The following is an 18,745-nucleotide window of genomic DNA, read 5'->3' on the forward strand; positions in this document are numbered from 1 at the left end:
TCGAGGCTCCCCAGGAGGTCGCCGCCTAATGCGAAAGTCCACACCTCTTGACGAAACCTCGCCAGAAGCCGCCTCGAAACGACGGACACCCCCGGATCGCCATCAACCCAGAGGAGGTGAGCTATGAGCACGGGCACGTTGGATCGGATGACCGAGCATCTCCAATTCCTGGGTTACGAGATCGCTCGCGAGGGTGAGCTGATCTTAGCCAAGCATCCCCGTAAGTTCAACGTCGTCATGAAACCGGTGGGAGGTGGGATCCTGATCGCCTCCTTTTTCACGTGCGCCGATGAAGCCAAGAGAGATCGAAGCGGATATCTCGAGATGATCAACACCCTAAACGCCCAGGCGGTCCTCGCCCGCTTCTACGCCGATGAGGATTCCGACCTCCGCATGGAAGCGTGGCATCCAGATGCTTACGATCGGCACACTTTTAGCGCGTTCATGGAACTGTGGGATCACGACGGCGGGTTGCTTTTAGAGGCCCCCAAGGTTGAGCGCTACCTGAAATAGCCGGGATGAACAGAGCGGGAGGGGGACCGCTTCCTGCAGTCCCCCTCAACGGGCATCCCGGTGAAGAATCTTTCCGAGAAGCGGATCCGCTCTCAGCGGCCTTCCGGCCGGAGCATCGGGAGCTGGGCGAAGTCGTCGGGGCCCAGGCGATCCAGGTTGGGCTCCTGGGAAGGCCGGTAAGCGGAGAGCAACGCTTCCTGGGTCGGCGACCGCCCCGCCGGCCAGGCCAGATCCAGGATGCGCGTGTGGTTGGTGTCCGCAGGCCCCCCACCCAGCCGCCACTGGGCCGCCTGCGGCAGCACGTCCCGCACCCGCCACACCCCCGGCGAGGGGAACCCCTCCTGGCTCAGCACCGCCGCCAGGTAGGCCGCCTGCCGCGGATCGAAACCCGCCCCGAAGATCCGCCGAGGTGCCCGCAGGAGCACCGTCCGTTGGTTCGGGTTGACCGCGATGCGCAAAGAAGCCCCCGGGACCGGCTTGGGCTTCCCTTGCTCATCCGGAGCATAGACACCGGGCGTCCACCCCTCCGCCCACAGGGCGATGTCCCACCCGAATCCCTCCGCCAGGGCCGCGTTCCGCCCAGGCAACAACAGCCGGGCGCCCGTCCCCTTCCCCGGATCCCGGTCGATATAGATGTCGAGGGTCTGCAGCGCCAGGCCGTTCGGGGAACCCCAGGGGTTCGGGATGGGGCCATAGAACTCAAAGCGGAAGACCAAGTCCTCCCCCTCCTCCCCAACCTGGAACCGCTTGAGATCAAAGACCTGAGGGAGGAAGACCGGATCCGTGGGATAGGTGTAGCTCCCCGGCCCGTGGTCGTCCCCCTCCGGATCCTCGACGTCCAGGATGACCTGGGCGAGGCCGAAATCCGGGATCTGAAAGCGGGCCACGCCGGAGGCCGGGAGCCGCACGGCCCCCTGGGGCCCCGAGGCCACCACCGCCCAGAGCAACGGATCGCCCGCTTGTAGGTTCCCCAGGGCCCTCTGCGGCACCGCCAGCTCCAACGTCCCCTCCCCCAGCCGCACCGAAAGCTCTCCGGGGGCTGGCGACCACCCTCCATCCGGTGTGGCCTGAAGGAGCTCCGCCGTCACCTTCTCACCCGCGCGGACCACCTGAATGGCATGGGTGGCCCCGAACCCCAACGGGATGCGCGGGCCGGCCGGATGGGCGGAGAAACCGGAGCGCCCGGCTCCTCCGGGGGCAGCGATGTAGAAGCCGAACGCCACATCTCCCTCCCAGGCCCCATCCACCCGGGCGTAGAGATGCGTGCGATCGGCCCCGATCCAGAACTCCCGCAGCGCGGGATCGGAGCCCGTATAGCGGGCCGCCGCGTCCCACTCCCCCGGGGTCGCCCGGCCGTCCAGAGCGGGTGTGGAGGGCCCGGTGAAGGGCGCCGCCGGCTCCGCCACCGGCGGCGGGACGATGGGGACGGCGAGGGAATCCGGCACCGGCTCCCCCAGCGCCTCATAGACCTGCCGGAGCAACATGCGGAAGGCGTCGTCGAAGTAATCATCCTGCCCGCTGTCCTGATCCGTCCCATACCACCAGAACCAGTCGGACCCCTCCGCCAGGAGCATCGCCTCCCGCGCCCGCTCCAAGACCTCCGGAGTGGCCGGCTTACGTCCTTCTTCATACTCGCGTAGGGCCTCCCGGGCGCGCCGGAGCGCGGTCCATGCTTCCCGTTCCTCCGCTTCGCCGATCCAGGTGTCATAGTTCGGGCTGAACCACGCCCCGGGGAAGAGCTTCGGGAGCGGCCGCGCGGCCTCCGGGAACATCCGCAGGAACTCCGAAGGCGTCACCGTGCGGATGGTCCGGCTCTCGCTCAGCCGCCGGTAAAGTCCGTGCAGGAAGGCCTTGCCGTCGTTCTCGTAGTATTCCCAGGCGTTCTCGCCGTCCAGGATCACAGAGACCAGCAGGGGGCCCTGCACCCCTTTCTCCCGCGCCTTCTCCCGGATGTTCTCCAGGCGTCGGATGAAGTCCTCCGCCGCAGCCTCCCCAGGCATCCCCGAATAGGTGAAGCCGATCTTGTCGGAGAGCACGCCGTCGCGGAACACGATGAACAGCGGCCGGCCCTGAGGATCCGAGAGCCGGTAGGGGCGATAGAGCAGATCCACCTCCTCCACGGTCTCCCGGGCGTCGCGGGTGAAGCCACTCAATCCCAGGGAGCGAGCGAGGACCGGCTCCCCGGAAGCCATCCAGAGGAAGCCGGCATCGGCGACCATGGGGACGATCTGCTGGGCGACCGCCCCTTCCGCCGGCCACAGACCCCGAGGCGGCCGGCCGAAATGGGCCTCATAGAGCGCCACTGCCCGGCGCAGATGCTCCCGGGCGTCCTCCGGGGCGATGAACGGCGGGTCCGGCAGCAGGGCCTCGGGGTTCCCCACCCGCGCGAGATCTGAGTAGATCAGCAGGGGGAGGATAGGATGGGCATACGGCGTGGTGATCACCTCGATCTGCCCGGCTTCCTGAAGGGCCTTGTGAAGGGGAAGGATCTCCTTCAGGATGCGCCGCGTCTCCTCGAAGATCACCGATTTGTCGGCCTCGGTGAAATCCCGGCCCTTGCGGACCAGATCCGCGAGGGGCGGCCGGGCCAGGAAGTCGGGATCCATCCAGGCCAGGTTGAAGAGCACTTGGAGATCCCGGAAGTCCTGCACGGTGAAGGATTCCAGCGCCCGCTCGATGGCCGCCGGGTCAGCTGAGCGCCCTCGCTTCTCGAGGAGCTCGCGATAGCGCGGGAAGCGCGGGATCACCCGCTCCCAGTTGGCGTCGAAGAAACGCCGCAGGAGGAAGCGCTTCTCGTCCTCCGTGAGCGCCTCCGCGGGCTTCTCTGAGAGGGCCCAGTAGACATCCTTCGCGCCCCCCGCCAGATCCTCCAGCTGGCGGATCAGGACGGGGGTGAGATTGAAGGTCACGTGGACGTTGGGGTATTCCCGCAGGATGGCGGCCATATCGTAGTAGTCTTTGGTGGCGTGCACCCGGGCCCACGGCCGGGTATACAGGCCCGTCTGGGGGTCCTTCGGATAGAAGGGTTGATGCTGATGCCAGATCAACGCCAGGTAAAGGGGGGCTTCCTCAAGGGCCTCCGTCGGGGTCGGCGACGGCGGCGGCCACGTCGGCGTCGGCCGCGGGGTCGGCCGACACCCCACCCCCAGCGCCCACAGCGCCAGCAAAAAGATCCCCCAGCCCCGGATCCGCATCGCACCCCTCCTGTCGTGATATGCCCCACGGACCGCCTGTCATGCAGTCCTTTTCACGCGTCAAGCGCTTTTGTAAAGCGCTTTAGCAATATAAGGGCCTTCCGGAATTGTGTCAATCCGCAGCTGCTGTGGGGTCTTCCGGAACCCGTCGAGATCGGAGGATTAACGATATCCCAGCTCCCGCAGTCGAGCGTCCAGCCAGGCCATCTCCTCCTCAGAGAGAGGAGGAGGCGGAGGGGGCTGGCGATAGTCGATCTGCACCCCATACGCCCCGCGCTCGTAGACCGTCGCCACCGCCGCCCCCAGATCCAGCGGCACATCCGGGTCCGGTTCAAGGAGGGGGACCGGCAGCACCGGCAGGGGATCCATCAACCGTATCGGCCACACCTCCACCGTCGGGCGGCGATCTGCCCGGCTGAGGAGGACGTAATACGGAGCAGGCGGCACCGGATCCTCCAGAGGGGGCCGCTCCCCGCCCCGCAGCAGATCGATCTCCATCAGATGAACGGCGGACCGCAGCAGATCCCGCCGCTTGCGCAGGTAATCCGCATGGGCCTCGTGTCCGACCCGCTTGTTCACCGGCGAGAGGATCTCGATCACCGTCACCAGCTGTCCGGTGTCCGTCTTGCGGATCTCGACGCTGTAGAGGCGCAACGGCACCTCCAGAGGGATCCGGCTTTTCGCCGGAGCCGGCGGGATGGCCACGGAGGTCCCGGCCTCCGAGGAAGGAGAAAGCCGGTGGACCGACACATCCGGCCGGACGATGTGGGTCTCCCCGATTTCCACCACCTCATACGTGATCGAGACCGACAGGCGCGCGAAGTAACGCGGCGTGATCCGCTGGTTCAACCGGGCTCGGATCTCCGAAGCCAGATCACTATGGAAATCCGGCCACAGATCCGGCCGCTCCAGGTAAGGGTCCATGCCCGGGAAAGGGGAAGGCACGCCCAACCTCCCATCTTTCGACTCGACCCTCATTATAGCAGAGGGGACTTAACCGCTTGAACTGCGGATCCCCTGCAAGCCGATTCTGCATGATTTCCATCGAAGACGCATAAGCTCGGGGCGCCTCCCCGAGATCCTCCCGGAAAGTTGCGTTCCCTCCTCCGCGCTTTTATGATGAAATCGATAAGCGTTTCGACTCCAAAGATCGCAAGGCGCGAGCGGAGCTTCAGGAGGGGTCATGGGGGAGACACGGGTGCGGTGGCGGGAGTGGGGCGAGGAGGCCTTCCGGGAGGCGCGGGAGCAAGACAAGCCCATCCTCCTCAGCATCTCGGCCACCTGGTGCCACTGGTGCCACGTGATGGACCGGGGCATTCCCGGCGATCCCATCCACACCGGAACCTATTCGGACCCCGAGATCGCCGAGCTCATCAACACCTATTTCATCCCCATTCGGGTGGACACGGACCGCCGGCCGGACATCAACGCCCGTTACAACATGGGCGGATGGCCCACCACCGCTTTCCTCACCCCGGATGGAGAGATCCTCACCGGGGCCACCTACATCCCTCCGATGCAGATGCGGCAGGTCCTCCTCCAGGTGCTCCAGTATTATCGGAGCAACCGCGCCGAGATCCAGCGCAGGATCCAGGAGATCGCCCGCCGACGGCAGGAAGCCGCCCGCCCGATGGCCCGGCCCGGCGCCCAGCTGTCGTGGACGGTCCCGCTGCACCTGATCGGGCTGATCGCTCGAGCCTACGATCCGGTCTACGGCGGCTTTGGCGAGGCCCCCAAGTTCCCCCACCCCGAAGCCAGTCTGCTCCTCCTGGTGGAATACGTCCGCGGCGGCCGCCGCGATGAACGGCTGGCCGAGATGGTCCGCCGCACCCTCCACGGGATGGCCGAAGGCGGGATGTATGACCATGTGGAAGGCGGATGGTTCCGCTACTCCACCACCCGCGACTGGAGCCTCCCCCACTTCGAGAAGATGCTGGAGGACCACGCCCGGCTGATCGTGGTTTACCTGTATGCCGCGGAGGTCCTTGAGGACGAAGGACTCCGGGAGCCGGCGGTGAAGGCCCTGGACTACGTAGAGCGCACGCTCTATGATCCGGAGCGCGGGGTCTTCTGGGGTAGCCAGGACGCGGACGAAGAATACTATGCGCTCTCCCGACGGGAGCGGGCGATGCGCCCCCCGCCGGCGGTGGATCGGACGGTCTACACGAACTGGAACAGCCAGATGGCCCTGACGCTGCTCATCGCCGCGGATATCCTGGAGGAAGACCGGCTGCAGGAGACGGCCATCCGGAACCTCGACGCCGTATGGGAATGGACTTTTGACGCCTCCACCGGCGCCCTCGTGCATTACGTGGACATCCACGGGGAACGGGCGGACGCGAAGGGCGTTCCTCCGCTGCTGGGGGATCAGGTCCACTACGCCCGGGCGGCCCTCGCCGCCTTCCAGCGGACGGGCGAGCGGCGCTTCCTGGAGCGGGCTCTTCAGTTGCGCCCGTATCTGGAGTCCGCCCTGGCGGACCGGGAGGGCGGCGGCTTCTTCGACCGGCCCGAGGATCCCCGAGCCATCGGCGCCCTGCGGATCCGGCAGAAGCCCCTGGAGGAGAACGCCGTCGCCGCGGAGTTCTACCTCACCCTTCACGATCTCACCGGCGACCGGGAGGCGCGAGCGATCGCCGAGCGGGCGCTGCTGGCCTTCGAGCAGGACTACGTGAAATACGACTTCGCGGCAGCCCCCTACGGGCTGGCCGTCTACCGGGCCATCACCGAGCCGGTGCGGATCCACGTCATCGGCCCGCTGGAGGATCCAACGACCCGGCAGCTGCTGGCCGCCGCCTGGCGCGGGGATCCCTTCGCCCGGGTGGTGATCCCCATGGATCCGGAGCGCGATGCCCCGGTCATCCAGGCCCAGGGCTTTTCCACCGATGGGCTCCCGGTCGCTTATGTATGCCTTGGGGATCGCTGCCTGGCGCCGGCCCGCACGCCGGAGGAGCTTGCGGAACGAATCGCTGCGCTCGCGTGATGGAGGAGGATTCCACGATGCCGTGGCGTCGGCGGGACGTGTTGCGATGGCTCGCGGGCGGGGCGATCGGGGCGGCCGCGGCGGCCTGCGCCCGGCGGCTCCCCTCGCCGGAGATCTCTCCCGAGGCCACGCCCCCGCCCACCCGCATCCCGGTCTGGCTCCCGGGCCCGGAGCGTTGGGAGATCGCCTCCCCGGTGCCCATCACACCCACTCGGGAGTTCTTCGAGGTGAAATACAGCACCATCCCCCGGGTGGATGTGGAGACCTGGGCCCTGGAGATCACCGGGGAGGTGGAGCGCCCCCTCCGCCTGACCTACCCGGAGCTCCTGGCCATGCCGGCGGTGATCGAGATGCGCACCCTGGAGTGCATCAGCAACCCGGTGGGCGGGGACCTCATCGGCAACGCGGTGTGGAAGGGGGTCCGGATGGCGGATCTCCTGGCTATGGCCGGGGCCCGCGCCACCGCCCAGGAGGTGGTCCTTCATGCCGCCGACGGCTATCACACCAGCATCCCGGTGGAGCTGGCCCGGGATCCCCACTCCCTGCTGGCCTATATGATGAACGGCGAGGTCTTACCTCTGGAGCACGGGTTCCCGTTGCGGGCCCTGTGGCCGGGCCGTTACGGCATGAAGCAGCCGAAGTGGATCACCCGCATCGAGCTGATCCGGGGGGAGCACATCGGCTACTGGGAGGCCCAGGGCTGGTCGAAGGAGGCCATCATCCAGCCCAACTCCCGCATCGACGCGCCCCGGCCGGGGATGCTCCCGCCGCAACCGGTGGAGATCTATGGGATCGCCTTCTCCGGGCCGGTGGGGATCGAGCGGGTGGAGGTCAGCACGGACGACGGCCGAACTTGGATGGAGGCCGAGCTCATCCGAGGGCCCACCCCCTACGTCTGGACGGTCTGGCGCTATCGCTGGGAGCGCCCGGAGGAGGGGGAGCACGTCCTGCGGGCGCGGGTGGTGCAGCGCGACGGTCGGACGCAACCCCGGGGACGTGGCCGGCTGTTAGGCGGCACCTTCCCCGATGGCACCGACGAGCAACACGCGGTCCGGGTGGTGATCCAACGGGGCGGATGATTCCTTACACCATCGGCCACGGCACCGAGCGCCAGGGCCCCGGGTGGGGGAAGATCGGACGCTCCAGCAGGGCCGCCGTCCGCCGTTCCAGGGCGGCGATCTCCGCCGGATGCAACAGGGCGGCCAGCTCCGCGCGCAGCCCCTCATCCTCCCGCAGGCGCCGATGGAAAGCCCGGATCTCCTCGAGGATGTCCTCCGGGATGGGTTGTCCCCGGTAATCCCAGATCACCGTCCGCAGCTTCGGCTCGACGTGGAAGCAGATCCCGTGGTCGATGGCCCAGATCCGCCCGTGGCGGTCCCGCAGGCAGTGGCCCGCCTTCCGGTCGGCGTTGTTGGTGATCAGATCGAAGGCTGCCAGGCGCATCAGCACGGGCTGCAGGGCGGGATCCTCCCGGAAGGTGAAGTAATTCTCCTCAGGGTCCGCGTCGATGTAGAGCTGCAAGGCCCCCCGCCCATATGGGCCCTGCTCCCGCAGCACGGTGGGGGGCACCAGCCCCCAGCCCAGGGCCTCGCTGACCACGTAGGCGGCGACTTCCCGATAACACAGGGTGCCGTGGGGGAAATCCCAGAGGGGCTCCTCGCCACGCTGCGGCTTGTAGACCGCCAGGCCCGTCCGTTCCCCGTCGCTCAAGGCGACCAGGAAGGTGGCGTTGGACCCCCAGGGGATCAGCCCGAGGAGCCGGATCTCCCCTTCCCGCAGCCATCGCAAGACGATCTCCTTCGGGGTCTCCGGGGGAAGGGGGTCGGGGATCCGCCGCGCGGTCCCGGGGCGAGGGCGACGGGTCGCCATCTTCCGTGCTCCTGGAACGGTCCTTCCATCCTCCGATCAGAGGCCTTCAGAACACGACCGCCTTGCCGTTACGGCGGGGGCAGATGTGTCCTTCAGGGTCGATGGGGCGGCCGCACAGCGGGCAGAGGGGACGGCCCCGGGCGACCACGTCGGCGCCGTGGCGGCTGAGGGCATGCATCTGCTCCCGGGTCGCCCAGAAACGGACCACCCGCAACCGGTCCGGGTCCTGATCCTCCTCTGCCAGCTCCTGGATCACCAGGACCACCCAGTCCCCGCGGGGTTCGTAGCCCAGCCCCATGCGTCCGGCCCGGAACAGGGGCTCCAGGGGTTCCTCCAGCTGCAGCTCGGACTCATCGGGCTCCGGCCCCAGGGGGCGGGGGTATTTCTCGTTGATCTCCTCCAGGAGCTCCTCCAGGGAATGGGCCAGGGCCCGCACCTGTTCCTTCTCGCAGAGGATGGTGACCAGGATGTCCTCCTGGCGGGCCTGGATGTAGAACGTCCGCCGTCCAGGCTCGCCCACCGCATCCGCGGTGATTCGATCCACCGGCCGCAGGTCGTAGATCAACCGTGGCATCTCCGCCCTGTTTTCCGGGAAAGGTGAGGGCCTGACTTGGGATCAGCGCTTGCGCGCCTTCGAGAGATAGGCGAGATCCTCCAGCGGCCACTGAAGGGGGCCCGTGTCGTTCAATCGCAGGAGCAGCGGGGGCCCCTCGGCCAGCCAGAAGATGGTCACCGAGGCCGGGGCGATCATCAGCCGATGGTAGAGATCCAGCGGCATGCCCAGGTAGTAGGCGGTGACGGCCCGGATGAGATCGGCGTGGGTGAACAGGGCCACCACGTCCCGGGGATGGCGGGCGGCGATGGTCTCCACGGCGCGGACGGCCCGGGCGATGAGGTCGACCATCGCTTCCCCGCCCGGGAAGCAGGCCCGGCTGATCGTGCCCACCAGGCGTTGCCAGGCCTTCTGACGGCGCAGCCGTTTGAGGGATTTGCCCGTCCAGTCCCCGTAGCGCACCTCCCCCAGCTCCGGGACGATCTGGATCTCCAGGCCTTTGCGGCGGGCCAGGGGCTCGGCGGTCTCCAGGGCGCGCTCCAGGGGGCTGCTGTAGATCGCCCGGATGGGGAGCGGGGCCAGGCGTTCCGCCAGCGCCTCCGCTTGCCGGCGCCCGGCCTCGTTGAGATGCACCCCCGGCGTCCACCCGGCCAGCCATTTGCCCATGGCGTCGTTGGCCGCGTGCCGGATCAGCAGGATGATCGCCATCCGCGTCGCCTCGGCGAAGTTCTTTTCCTCAGTATAGCACAGAGCGAAAGCCGCCTCGATAACTCCGAACCTCCGGTTCTCGATGACGCAAAGGGTCGCGGCGAAAGCCGCCCCTGCCAGCATTGGTCTTTGTAGGAGGGGCTTCAGCCCCGAACCTCCGTTTTCGATAGCACAAGGTTCGCAGTGAAGACCGCTCCGATAACCCCCAACCCCTGGTTCTCGATGACGCAAAGGGTCGCGACGAAAGCCGTTCCTACGAAAAGACAGGCTTTGTAGGAGGGGCTTTCGCCCGACCTCTCCTCTTCGATCCCAAAATGTTCGCGGCGAAAGCCGGCCCTGCGGAAAGCCTGAGCCCCGAGCCCTGGCCCTTAAGCCCGTGGCGGGCAGGATGAACGCTCCTGGGGGCAGGCTATTGACAGTGCCTTCCGCCATCGGATAGAATGGCCTCGAACGTTCCGACGATGGCGGGCCCCGGCGAACATCGCGCATGGCCCCGGGGCCTCCGCTCTCCTCCATATCAATCCACCATCAGGAGGGAGGCGATGACGCACATCATCACCAGCCTGTGTTTGCGCGACGGTGCCTGCGCGCAGGTCTGCCCGGTCGAGTGCATCGTCCCCGGCAAGCCGGAGGATCAGTGGCCCTGGTATTACATCGACCCCGACACCTGCATCGACTGCGGCGCCTGCGTCCCCGAGTGCCCCTACGAGGCCATCTTCCCCGAAGACGAGGTCCCGGAGGCCTACACGATGAAGCCGGGCCAGGTGCGCATGATCATGCGCGCGCCGGGGGACATCGAGCGCTACGAGGCCCAGGGCGGCGAGGTGGTCAACCTCCGGGAGGACATCCCCTTCAACTACAAGTTCTACAAGGAGGGCCCGGGCTACAACGCCCGCAATATGTGACCTCCCCTGCCCTCGCCCTCGTCCCGCCCGGCCCGGGCTGGGCCCGACGGCTCGCCCGGGCCGGGCGGCGCCCGCCCTCAGATGGGACAGGATTCGCGAGAAGACGAGGTGAAAGCATGGCGCGCCCACCGGTCGTCCAGCGCATCGAACTACACAGGTTCCGGGGGATCGAATCCGGAAGCGTCCCGCTGGCCCCCTTCACCGTGCTCCTCGGCCTGAACGGCAGCGGCAAAACAGCGGTCCTGGAGGCCCTGTATCTGGCCGCCAATCCTCGAGAAGGCGAACTGATCGTCGAGAATCAGGATCCCGTCGGTCGCTCTCCGTTGCGTCACGTCTTCCGGCGGCACGGATATCCGGCTCTGGAAACCGCCGATCTGGAGGGTCGGCTGGATTTGACTACCCAAAAGGAAAAGAAGGAAGAGGAAGGGGCCACGGGGATCTTCCACATCGCGCAGCTGGTCTTGAACCGCCCGCGCTGGTTGAACTACCGATCCGCGAACTCTTCGGAGATCCGCCTGATCTCGCCCCACACAGAGATGACCCGTAGCCGCTGGGAGCAGATGCTCCGGGCTGCGTTGATGGATCCGGAAACCGGCGAGGAGGTCGAACAGCACCTTTGGTTCGGCGAAGATGGAGCGCCCCCGATCTTCGAAGCGGGGCGGGATCGCTGGATCGCCGACCGGCTGAGGGAGATCTACGCCCTGAACCCCCTTCGGCTCTCCGGTGGGAAAGGCGGAGGCCCAGGGGAAACCACGGTGTGGGCGATCTTTGAACACGGATCCGCCGTCCCCATCCCCGGGATGGGAGATGGGATCCAAGCCGCGTTCCGGGCGCTGTGCATGCTGGCGATCCTCCCCGAGGGCCTGTTCCTCTGGGACGAGCCGGAGGCCCATCAGCACGCGGACGCGATCCCCCGGCTGATGCAGGCCATGGTGGATACGCTGGCCGAGCGCGATGGCCTTCAGATCGTCCTGGCCACCCAGAGCCTGGAAATCCTCAAGGCCCTGCGGGACATCTTCATGGAGCGGTCGGATCAAGAGGTCTTCTCCATGGTCTTCCTGCGCCGGGACGAGCGAACCGGCAAGCTGGAAAGTCCCTCTTTCTCGCTGGAGGATCTGGACCTTATGCTTCAAACTGACCGGGATCCTCGCACGCTGCTCTTCGGCCGTCAGACCCCCGAGCGCCTCGGGATCTCCGATGAGGCCCTCCAAGAGATCCTGAAGCTCTTTCCGCATCGTTGAGTCGCTCCGGAGGAGGAGAGATGGCCGTGCAGAACGTCCTCTCTGATCCCAGCGATTATGTGCTGATCATTTTGGAGGTGAAATTATAGATTTGCTGATCCGTCAGAACTTTCCAATCCCCACAGTCAAATTTGCGATCAGACTGATCGGCAATCTGGCAGGCAATTATGGTTCTAATGGCGATATAGCTGCCAAAATCATCGAAAATATGGATGATGGACTATTTCAAAAACAATTTGGCCGACTTATTGGGTTGGTTCAGCATACTAAAATCTAAACCATGATCAAACCCTTCCCAGGAGCCATCGTTCCCAATGAGCGCGCCGGATCCCTTCTCCGCGGCCTTTCGAGGGCTCTGGTTGATCGCCGGGCTGGATCTGGAACCGGATCCGGAGACCGCCTCCCGGCTCCGCCTGGCCGAGGCGTTGAGCGCCGGAGCCCCGATGCCGGCCGACCGCCGACCCTCCGCCCTGATCTCGATCTTCCACGCGGTGGAGGGCGCCAGCGGCCCTCCGCGTGTGTATCCGCTCCTCCCCCTGAACCGCCAACGCGAAACCCTCTTCCCAAAAGAAGCAACGCCGGAGGATCCTCCGGAGCTTGCCCTTCGCAACCTGGAGGACGACCTCAAAAAGCGCTTAGAGGAAGCCCTCCGGGACGCCCGGGAACATCCGCCTGCCCGGGTGGCCGGCGCCATGGGCGCTCTGGCCCGATTCGCGTGGTGCCTCCCCGGCCCCGCGCCGGATATCTCCCTCTACGATCACGGCCGCACCGTGGGGGCCTTTATGGCCCTGCTCGCCGAGGCCCCCCCGGAGGGCCTGGCGCCGTGGGAAGCAGCCCTGCAGGCCGGATCCGAGGCACCGGTTGACACGCCGCCGGTGGCCCTCCTGGTGAAGGGAGATGTCTCCGGCATTCAGCGCTTCCTCTACCAGGTGACGGGGAAGGGCGCGGCCCGCGGGCTGCGGGGCCGCTCGCTCTACCTGCAGCTGCTCAGCGAAGCGGTGGCCCTCTTCGTCCTGCGCCAGCTCCGTCTGCCCCTCACCAACCTGCTGTACAGCGGAGGGGGACATTTCCTCCTGCTGGCCCGTCCCTCGGATGAGACGAGATTGCCGGAGATCCGCCGGGAGGTCACCCGACGCCTGGCCGCCTTCCACGGCCCCTCCCTCGCCCTGGTCCTGGCCGCTGTCCCGATCCGCCCCCACGAGCTGCACGGCGAAGGCCTGCAACAGGCCTTCGAGGCCCTCCACCGCCGCCTCGCCCAGGCCAAAGCCCGCCGCCTGGAAAGCCTCCCCCCGGAGGATTGGGAGGCCTTCCTGGTCGGGGAGCAGCCGGATTCCTCCCAGCGGTCTGAAAACCCGGCGGATCACGCCGAGAAGTGGACGGATTGCATGGTGTGCGGGATCCGAGGGTTCAAGGGCGAGGAGATCGTGGTCGAGAGGGAGGGCCGCAGCAAATGCAAGCGGTGTCGATCCCTCGAAGACCTGGGGCGTGCGGCCGTGGATCTGCAGGCCATCGCCTGGATCGAGCGGGAGCCCCTCTCCCTGCCCGACCGGCCGGAGCGGGCCGCCCCGTGGGAGAAGGCGTTGCAAGCCTTCGGCTTCGCCGTCTCCCTGTTCCGCGCCTCCGGGCCCAAGCCCTCCCCGGAGCCTCCGGAGGCAGGCTGGGCGCTGGTCTGGCTGGTAGAGGATAGTCCCGATCTCCGAGGGCGCATCCGCCGGGCCCTCGGGGAGCGGCCCATCGCCTTCTTCCCCCACTTCCTCCTGCGCCGCGCGCCTCGGGTGCGGCCCGAAGACCCGGAGCGCTTCCTCCGCTGCTACGACGATCCCGACGAGATGCCCGAAGTCGGCGACGTGCGGGACTTCACCATGCTGCAGCATTCCTCCCGGGGCATCCAGCGCCTGGGGGTGCTGCGGGCCGATCTCGACGGAGCCGGCGCGCTGTTCAGCCGGGGCCTGGGGAAGGCCATGCGCCTGGCCCGTCTGATGGCCCTCAGCAGCGCCCTCTCCCGCTTCTTCGAAGGCTACGTGGAAACCCTCTGCGAGACCGTCGAGCGAGAGACCGGGCGCCCGGACACGCTCTACGCTGTCTACGCAGGGGGAGATGACCTCTTCATCGTGGGGGCCTGGGATGTGGTGGCCGATTTCGCCGCCCGTCTGCGCAGGGAGCTGGCGGAATACACCGGCCATCACCCCCGCCTCACCCTCAGCGCCGCCCTCACCCTCCACGACGGCCGGGAGGCCGTTCACCTCTTCGCTGAGGAGGCCGGCCGCGCCCTGGAGGAGGGCGCCAAAGCGTATCAACGCCCCGATGGGAAAGCCAAGGACGCCCTGCGCTTCCTCGAGCGGACCCTCCCCTGGGGCCCTGAAGAGGCCTTCTGGACGGTCCTCGAGTGGTCGGAACGGTTCCGCCAGGGGGTGGAGCGCGCCGCCGCCCGCCCTCGGCCGGGCCGGGGCCGAGGCCTGCTCTTCGCCCTCATCCGCTGGGGCACGCGTCCGCAACGGGCCCGCCCGGCGCTTCGAAAGGGACCCGGGCAGCCCATCCTGGTGCCTTGGATCTGGCACGCCGCCTACTTCATCCGCCGCTGGCAGGACCTCACCCCGGCCGAAGATCCGCTCCGGGAGATCCTGGACGCGATGCGCCGGGAGTGGGACCGGTGGGACGAGCAGGGGGGGCCGATCGCCCTCAGCCGCCTCCTTACGGAGATCTGGACGCCCGCCGCCCGCTGGGCGGAGCTGCGGACCCGCCACGAGGAGGGATGCGCCCGCCAACCATCCGCCGATTCCGTTTGAGGAGGGAAGCGATGGCCGGGACAGCGGAATTCAACCTCCAGGACATCGACCGGATCATCACCCAGGAGGATGCCGCAGAGCTGCTGGTGAAGGTCAGCCAGGCCCTCGGACGGGAGCTGGCCCGACGCAAACTGACCACCCACCAGCTCCGCAACCTCTTCGGCGAGATCCGCCGCATCGAGAAGGAGTGGCAACAACGGCAGGGCCAGGGCGACAAACTGGACCCGACGACCTGGCGGCGCCTGCAGCTGCTGAAGCCCCGCATGGCCCATCAGGCCGCCCGCCTGCAGGATCGGGGCCACGCCATGCAGCCGCTCATCGAGGTCATGGAGCGCGCCATCGACCGCATCGAGCAGGATCCGGAGCGCTTCCGACGGTTCGTGGACTTCTTCGAAGCCATCGTGGCCTATCACCGCTTCTATCAGGAGAAACGCTGAGAAACCCGGGACCCTCTCCCAACAGGAGGCGAAGATGCCTACGGAACTCCGGTTGCGAGGGCGCCTGTTCCTGGACGCCGAGATCCACGTGCTCACCGGGTTGCACATCGGCGGGGCCGGCGGCAAGGTGGCCATCGGCGGCGTCGACAGCCCGGTGATCCGCGACCCGATCACCGACGAGCCCATCCTCCCCGGCTCCTCCCTCAAGGGCAAGATGCGCAGCCTGCTGGAGCGCTGGGGCGGATATGAGCCCAATCATGCCATCGGCCAGGCCCGCATCCACGTCTGCAAGACCGAGGAGCGCTACCGGAACTGCCCGGTATGCCACATCTTCGGAGTCCCCGGGGAGATCTCCTTCGCCTACCCCACCCGTCTGGTGGTCCGCGACGCCTTCCTCACCGATGGGAGCCGGGAGGTCCTGCGCCGCGCAGACACCGACCTGCCCTTCACAGAGGTGAAATGGGAGGCGGCCATCGACCGCGTCACCTCCGCCGCCGTCCCCCGCCAGATCGAACGCGTGCCCGCCGGCGCCGTGTTCCGGGCCCCCCGCATCCGCGCGTCGGATGCCTCAGACGAAGCCCACGGCGCCCTCATGGTCTACCACATCTACTTCCCCCAAGACCTGGAGTGGTTTGACCACGTGGTGGAGGCGATGGGGCTGGTGGAGGACGATTACCTGGGCGGCTACGGATCCCGGGGCAGCGGCCAGGTGGCCTTCCGCCGCCTGCGGCTGGGCCACAAGATCGCCTCCCCGAGGACGCCCTATCCCGAGGACATCACCTGGCTCGGGGATCCCAGCCCCGACCTGACGGAGTTCCGTCGACAGCTGCCCGAGCTGCTGGGTCAGATCCGGCCGCTTCTCTCCTCAGGCTGACGGCGGCGGGGAGGACGCCCGATGGCCATGGCGATCCGTCAGGTGACGTTCTATCGCCTGCGGCCGCTCTCCCGCTTCTTCCGGGTCGGTGATCCCTTCGGGGGGGAGAGCGTCCGGGAGTTCATCCCCTCCGACACCCTGTTCGCGGCGATGGTGGCCCTGATCGCCGAGCGGGGCGGGCCTGACGCCGCCCGGGCCTTCGTCCAGCCCTTCGCCGAACCGGAGCCGGGGGGACCGCCGTTCCTGCTCACCGGCGTCTTCCCCGCCCTGGTCCCAACGGACGGGCCAGCCCTCCGCTTCTTTCCCCGTCCAGAGAGCTGGGGTCTTCGGATGGAAGCCGAGGCCCGGCTGCGCCTGCGCGGGCTCCGCTGGCTCTCCGAGGGGCTCTTCCGTCTGGCCCTGGAAAACCGGGCGCCCCAAGAGGCGGATCTCCACCGCCTCCACGAGGGCCACGTGGGGATGTTAAAGGAAGAGTGGCGCGCGCTCCCCCAGCGCCTGCGTCGGCTCCTCCCGGAAGATCGCCCCCTCTGGGAGGTGGAGCGACGCCCGGCGGTGGCGGTGGACCGTTACGGGCGGGGGTCGGCTCTTTATCGGATCTCCGCTGTGCGCCTCCCGACCGACCTGCCGATGGGAGGCTGGATCGCCATCGCCTGGAATTCCGGAGCGGACGGACCCGCCGGGTCCGGGCGGAGGTGGCAGGAGTGGGCGGAGGAGGTCCTTCGGGAGCTGGGCGAGGGCGGCCTGGGGGGCTTGCGATCAAGGGGAGGAGGGGCCTTCCAGATCGAGCCGGACCCGGGAGGGGAGCTCCCGGTGGGGAGCGGGCCCGCGGTGGTTTCCCTGGCGCGATACCTCCCCGCTCCAGAAGAGCTACAGGCCGGGGCCTTAGAAGGGGATCCGGCGGCCTACACCCTGGTGGAGGTGGGCGGGTGGATGCGGACCCCCGGCCTCGGCCCGGATCGGCCGCGGCGGACGGTGACGCTGCTGGAGGCGGGGGCGGTGATCCGGGCGGGCGGCCGCCTCCCTCTGGGGCGGGTGGTCGACGTCCGGCCGCCGGGCGCCCCGCACCCCTCGTGGCGTTACGGCCTGGCCTTCCCCATCCCCCTGGACGCCACAGCATGGGAGGCATAGGATGATCCGATACCGGATGATCCTCCACACCCTGAGCGAAGTCCATATCGGGGACGGGCAGACGCTGCGGCGGGAATACGACTTCGCCATCCATGAGGGGCGGTTCTATCGCCTGAGCCTGTCGCGCCTGCTCGAGGGCTACGCGGCAGCGGATCTTCCGCGGGAATTGCTGGAACGTTTGATGCGGCTGCCGCCGGGGCGCTGGCTGAGCCCCGAGGACTTCCGCCGGAAGGAGTGGTTCCCCTATGTGCTGGAGGGGGATCCGAAAGTGGGGATCGTGCGGTCCTTCATCAAGGACGTGCACGGCCGACCGTATCTACCGGGGAGCAGCCTCAAGGGGGCGCTGCGGACGGCGATCCTGTGGCGGATGTGGCGGGAGCGAAGGGAGCCCATTGGGTTACGGCAGTTGGATCGGCAACGGGAGTGGGCGGCCCGGCCGCTGGAGCGGCGGTGGCTGGGGTCGGATCCCAACCACGATCTACTGCGGACGTTGCGGCCGAGGGACACGGGGCCTTTGCCGCCGGAGGAGGCGCTGGTGATCGTGCGGGCGGTCGTCCAGGTCGGCCCGCGTCAGGCAGCTCCCATGGCCCTGGAGGCCCTGCGGCCTGGGGTGACGCTGAGGGGATCCCTGGTGGTGGACGAGCGGTTGCTGGCTATGGGGGCGGCGGAGCTGGGATGGGCGGGCAAGGAGCGGTATGTGCGAGGGCTGGCGGCCGTGGCCCGGGACTTCGCCCTGGATCGGGTGCGGAAGGAGGCCGCGTGGGCGCGGGCGGCCGGGCTGACGGCCCTGGAGGCGTTTTACGGGGATCTGGAGCGGCGGCTGCGGCGGATGCGGGAGGAGAAGGCGGACGCCTTTCTGCTTCGGGTGGGGTGGGGCGGCGGCTGGGAGAGCAAGACCCTGGGGCGGGAGCCTTTCGCGGAGGAGTTGGAGGAGCTGTTGCGACGCTATATCCGGCCGAAGGGCCGGCGCCAGCCCGGGGATCCGTTCCCGCGGAGCCGACGGGTGGTGGTGGACGAGCGGGATCGCCCCATTCGGCCCTTCGGCTGGGTGGAGGTCCGCCTGGAGCGGGAGTCCTGACCGATGCTGATCGGCCTGATCCTTTCGTTCACTCCGCTCAAAAATCGTCCGCGGACCCCCATGGGAAATCCGGCGATCGGGGGTCTGCGGAAGGGTCGTCCAATGACGCGTAGCATGGCGATGGAACCCTCGATCTTCGATCCATCCGATACAAAGAAGATCGCCTTTTAGGGATGTAGAACGTGCCAATCAGCGGGGGATCGGACAAGACTTCCGCGGACCCCCGATGGTGGGATAGACTGGAAAGGGTGAAGTGGCCGTCGAAACCGACCGATGTTCGCACCCAACGATCCCCGTCCCTTTCAACGTCCCCGCCCAGACTTGACAAAAGTCCCCTATCCCGTGGTATAATAGGGAAGCAGGAACGCCGTGGTGGCATTGAAACCATGCTCCTCAAGCCCCAGAGATAAGAGCTCCACGTGGGAAGCAGGAACGCCGTGGTGGCATTGAAACGTGGATTCGAATGGGGCTATGGGGGT

15 protein-coding genes and 1 CRISPR repeat array (1 of these 16 cut by a window edge) are annotated in these 18,745 nt (G+C 67.7%); of the genes, 10 read left to right on the forward strand and 5 right to left on the reverse strand.

Going from position 1 to position 18,745, the window contains the following annotated elements; translation table 11 throughout:
• Positions 1-123: 123 nt before the first annotated feature.
• Positions 124-513: a YbjN domain-containing protein gene (locus CFB18_RS13430; RefSeq protein WP_088572311.1), complete on the forward strand. Its 390-nt coding sequence runs from the start codon at positions 124-126 to the stop codon at positions 511-513.
• 92 nt (positions 514-605) lie between these two features.
• On the opposite strand, the gene CFB18_RS13435 is transcribed toward CFB18_RS13430, so the two are convergent.
• Together CFB18_RS13435 and CFB18_RS13440 are read right to left on the reverse strand one after the other, a co-directional pair.
• On the reverse strand, positions 606-3,707 hold the full coding sequence (locus CFB18_RS13435) for a glucodextranase DOMON-like domain-containing protein (RefSeq protein ID WP_088572312.1): 3,102 nt from the start codon (positions 3,705-3,707) through the stop codon (positions 606-608).
• Positions 3,708-3,869: 162 nt separating this feature from the next.
• Complete coding sequence (locus tag CFB18_RS13440; RefSeq protein ID WP_088572313.1) at positions 3,870-4,652, reverse strand: DUF4058 family protein; 783 nt, start codon at positions 4,650-4,652, stop codon at positions 3,870-3,872.
• Between the two features lie 238 nt (positions 4,653-4,890).
• Between CFB18_RS13440 and CFB18_RS13445 the strand changes: the two genes are divergently transcribed.
• Both CFB18_RS13445 and CFB18_RS13450 read left to right on the forward strand, forming a co-directional pair.
• Entirely contained in the window at positions 4,891-6,687 is a 1,797-nt protein-coding gene (locus CFB18_RS13445; RefSeq protein WP_088572314.1) for a thioredoxin domain-containing protein, read from the forward strand.
• 17 nt (positions 6,688-6,704) lie between these two features.
• Positions 6,705-7,766, forward strand: coding sequence for a molybdopterin-dependent oxidoreductase (locus CFB18_RS13450; RefSeq protein ID WP_143597624.1), 1,062 nt, complete (start codon positions 6,705-6,707; stop codon positions 7,764-7,766).
• A 4-nt stretch (positions 7,767-7,770) separates the two neighbouring features.
• Here CFB18_RS13450 and CFB18_RS13455 read toward each other — a convergent pair whose 3' ends face one another.
• Genes CFB18_RS13455 through CFB18_RS15455 form a run of 3 tightly spaced genes read right to left on the reverse strand, consistent with a single transcriptional unit; the run spans position 7,771 to position 9,817 of the window.
• A complete protein-coding gene (locus CFB18_RS13455) occupies positions 7,771-8,556 on the reverse strand; it encodes an SCO1664 family protein (protein WP_088572316.1) in 786 nt (261 codons plus the stop codon).
• A 46-nt stretch (positions 8,557-8,602) separates the two neighbouring features.
• Positions 8,603-9,130, reverse strand: coding sequence for a DUF3090 domain-containing protein (locus CFB18_RS13460; protein ID WP_088572317.1), 528 nt, complete (start codon positions 9,128-9,130; stop codon positions 8,603-8,605).
• A 42-nt stretch (positions 9,131-9,172) separates the two neighbouring features.
• Positions 9,173-9,817 (reverse strand): MSMEG_4193 family putative phosphomutase, encoded by a 645-nt coding sequence (locus tag CFB18_RS15455; RefSeq protein WP_159461764.1) that lies wholly within the window; start codon positions 9,815-9,817, stop codon positions 9,173-9,175.
• Between the two features lie 542 nt (positions 9,818-10,359).
• Here CFB18_RS15455 and CFB18_RS13470 point away from each other — a divergent pair.
• From CFB18_RS13470 to csm5, 7 genes are all read left to right on the forward strand, one after another.
• A complete protein-coding gene (locus CFB18_RS13470; RefSeq protein WP_088572319.1) occupies positions 10,360-10,722 on the forward strand; it encodes a 4Fe-4S dicluster domain-containing protein in 363 nt (120 codons plus the stop codon).
• 116 nt (positions 10,723-10,838) lie between these two features.
• Positions 10,839-11,963, forward strand: a complete 1,125-nt coding sequence (locus CFB18_RS13475) for an AAA family ATPase (RefSeq protein WP_088572320.1) — start codon at positions 10,839-10,841, stop codon at positions 11,961-11,963.
• Between the two features lie 314 nt (positions 11,964-12,277).
• Positions 12,278-14,749 carry a type III-A CRISPR-associated protein Cas10/Csm1 gene (cas10, locus tag CFB18_RS13480; protein WP_088572321.1) on the forward strand — a complete coding sequence of 824 codons (2,472 nt, stop codon included), beginning with the start codon at positions 12,278-12,280 and terminating at the stop codon, positions 14,747-14,749.
• A gap of 11 nt (positions 14,750-14,760) precedes the next feature.
• Entirely contained in the window at positions 14,761-15,186 is a 426-nt protein-coding gene (gene csm2, locus CFB18_RS13485; protein ID WP_159461765.1) for a type III-A CRISPR-associated protein Csm2, read from the forward strand.
• 34 nt (positions 15,187-15,220) lie between these two features.
• Positions 15,221-16,060, forward strand: coding sequence for a type III-A CRISPR-associated RAMP protein Csm3 (gene csm3, locus CFB18_RS13490; RefSeq protein ID WP_088572323.1), 840 nt, complete (start codon positions 15,221-15,223; stop codon positions 16,058-16,060).
• Positions 16,061-16,081: 21 nt separating this feature from the next.
• Complete coding sequence (csm4, locus tag CFB18_RS13495) at positions 16,082-17,188, forward strand: type III-A CRISPR-associated RAMP protein Csm4 (RefSeq protein ID WP_088572324.1); 1,107 nt, start codon at positions 16,082-16,084, stop codon at positions 17,186-17,188.
• Between the two features lies 1 nt (position 17,189).
• Positions 17,190-18,266, forward strand: a complete 1,077-nt coding sequence (gene csm5, locus CFB18_RS13500) for a type III-A CRISPR-associated RAMP protein Csm5 (RefSeq protein ID WP_088572325.1) — start codon at positions 17,190-17,192, stop codon at positions 18,264-18,266.
• 355 nt (positions 18,267-18,621) lie between these two features.
• A CRISPR array of direct repeats spans positions 18,622-18,745; the repeat unit is 30 nt; unit sequence GAAGCAGGAACGCCGTGGTGGCATTGAAAC (it continues 4,586 nt past the right edge of the window).

Source organism: Thermoflexus hugenholtzii JAD2 (assembly GCF_900187885.1).
Taxonomy (GTDB): domain Bacteria; phylum Chloroflexota; class Anaerolineae; order Thermoflexales; family Thermoflexaceae; genus Thermoflexus; species Thermoflexus hugenholtzii.

Coding starts and splice junctions, on each gene's coding strand:
- CFB18_RS13470 (WP_088572319.1), top strand. CDS start 10,360: ATGACGCACATCATCACCAGCCTGTGTTTGCGCGACGGTGCCTGCGCG.
- CFB18_RS15455 (WP_159461764.1), bottom strand. CDS start 9,817: ATGGCGATCATCCTGCTGATCCGGCACGCGGCCAACGACGCCATGGGC.
- CFB18_RS13455 (WP_088572316.1), bottom strand. CDS start 8,556: ATGGCGACCCGTCGCCCTCGCCCCGGGACCGCGCGGCGGATCCCCGAC.
- cas10 (WP_088572321.1), top strand. CDS start 12,278: ATGAGCGCGCCGGATCCCTTCTCCGCGGCCTTTCGAGGGCTCTGGTTG.
- CFB18_RS13460 (WP_088572317.1), bottom strand. CDS start 9,130: ATGCCACGGTTGATCTACGACCTGCGGCCGGTGGATCGAATCACCGCG.
- CFB18_RS13450 (WP_143597624.1), top strand. CDS start 6,705: ATGCCGTGGCGTCGGCGGGACGTGTTGCGATGGCTCGCGGGCGGGGCG.
- csm4 (WP_088572324.1), top strand. CDS start 16,082: ATGGCCATGGCGATCCGTCAGGTGACGTTCTATCGCCTGCGGCCGCTC.
- CFB18_RS13430 (WP_088572311.1), top strand. CDS start 124: ATGAGCACGGGCACGTTGGATCGGATGACCGAGCATCTCCAATTCCTG.
- CFB18_RS13475 (WP_088572320.1), top strand. CDS start 10,839: ATGGCGCGCCCACCGGTCGTCCAGCGCATCGAACTACACAGGTTCCGG.
- csm2 (WP_159461765.1), top strand. CDS start 14,761: ATGGCCGGGACAGCGGAATTCAACCTCCAGGACATCGACCGGATCATC.
- CFB18_RS13435 (WP_088572312.1), bottom strand. CDS start 3,707: ATGCGGATCCGGGGCTGGGGGATCTTTTTGCTGGCGCTGTGGGCGCTG.
- CFB18_RS13445 (WP_088572314.1), top strand. CDS start 4,891: ATGGGGGAGACACGGGTGCGGTGGCGGGAGTGGGGCGAGGAGGCCTTC.
- csm5 (WP_088572325.1), top strand. CDS start 17,190: ATGATCCGATACCGGATGATCCTCCACACCCTGAGCGAAGTCCATATC.
- csm3 (WP_088572323.1), top strand. CDS start 15,221: ATGCCTACGGAACTCCGGTTGCGAGGGCGCCTGTTCCTGGACGCCGAG.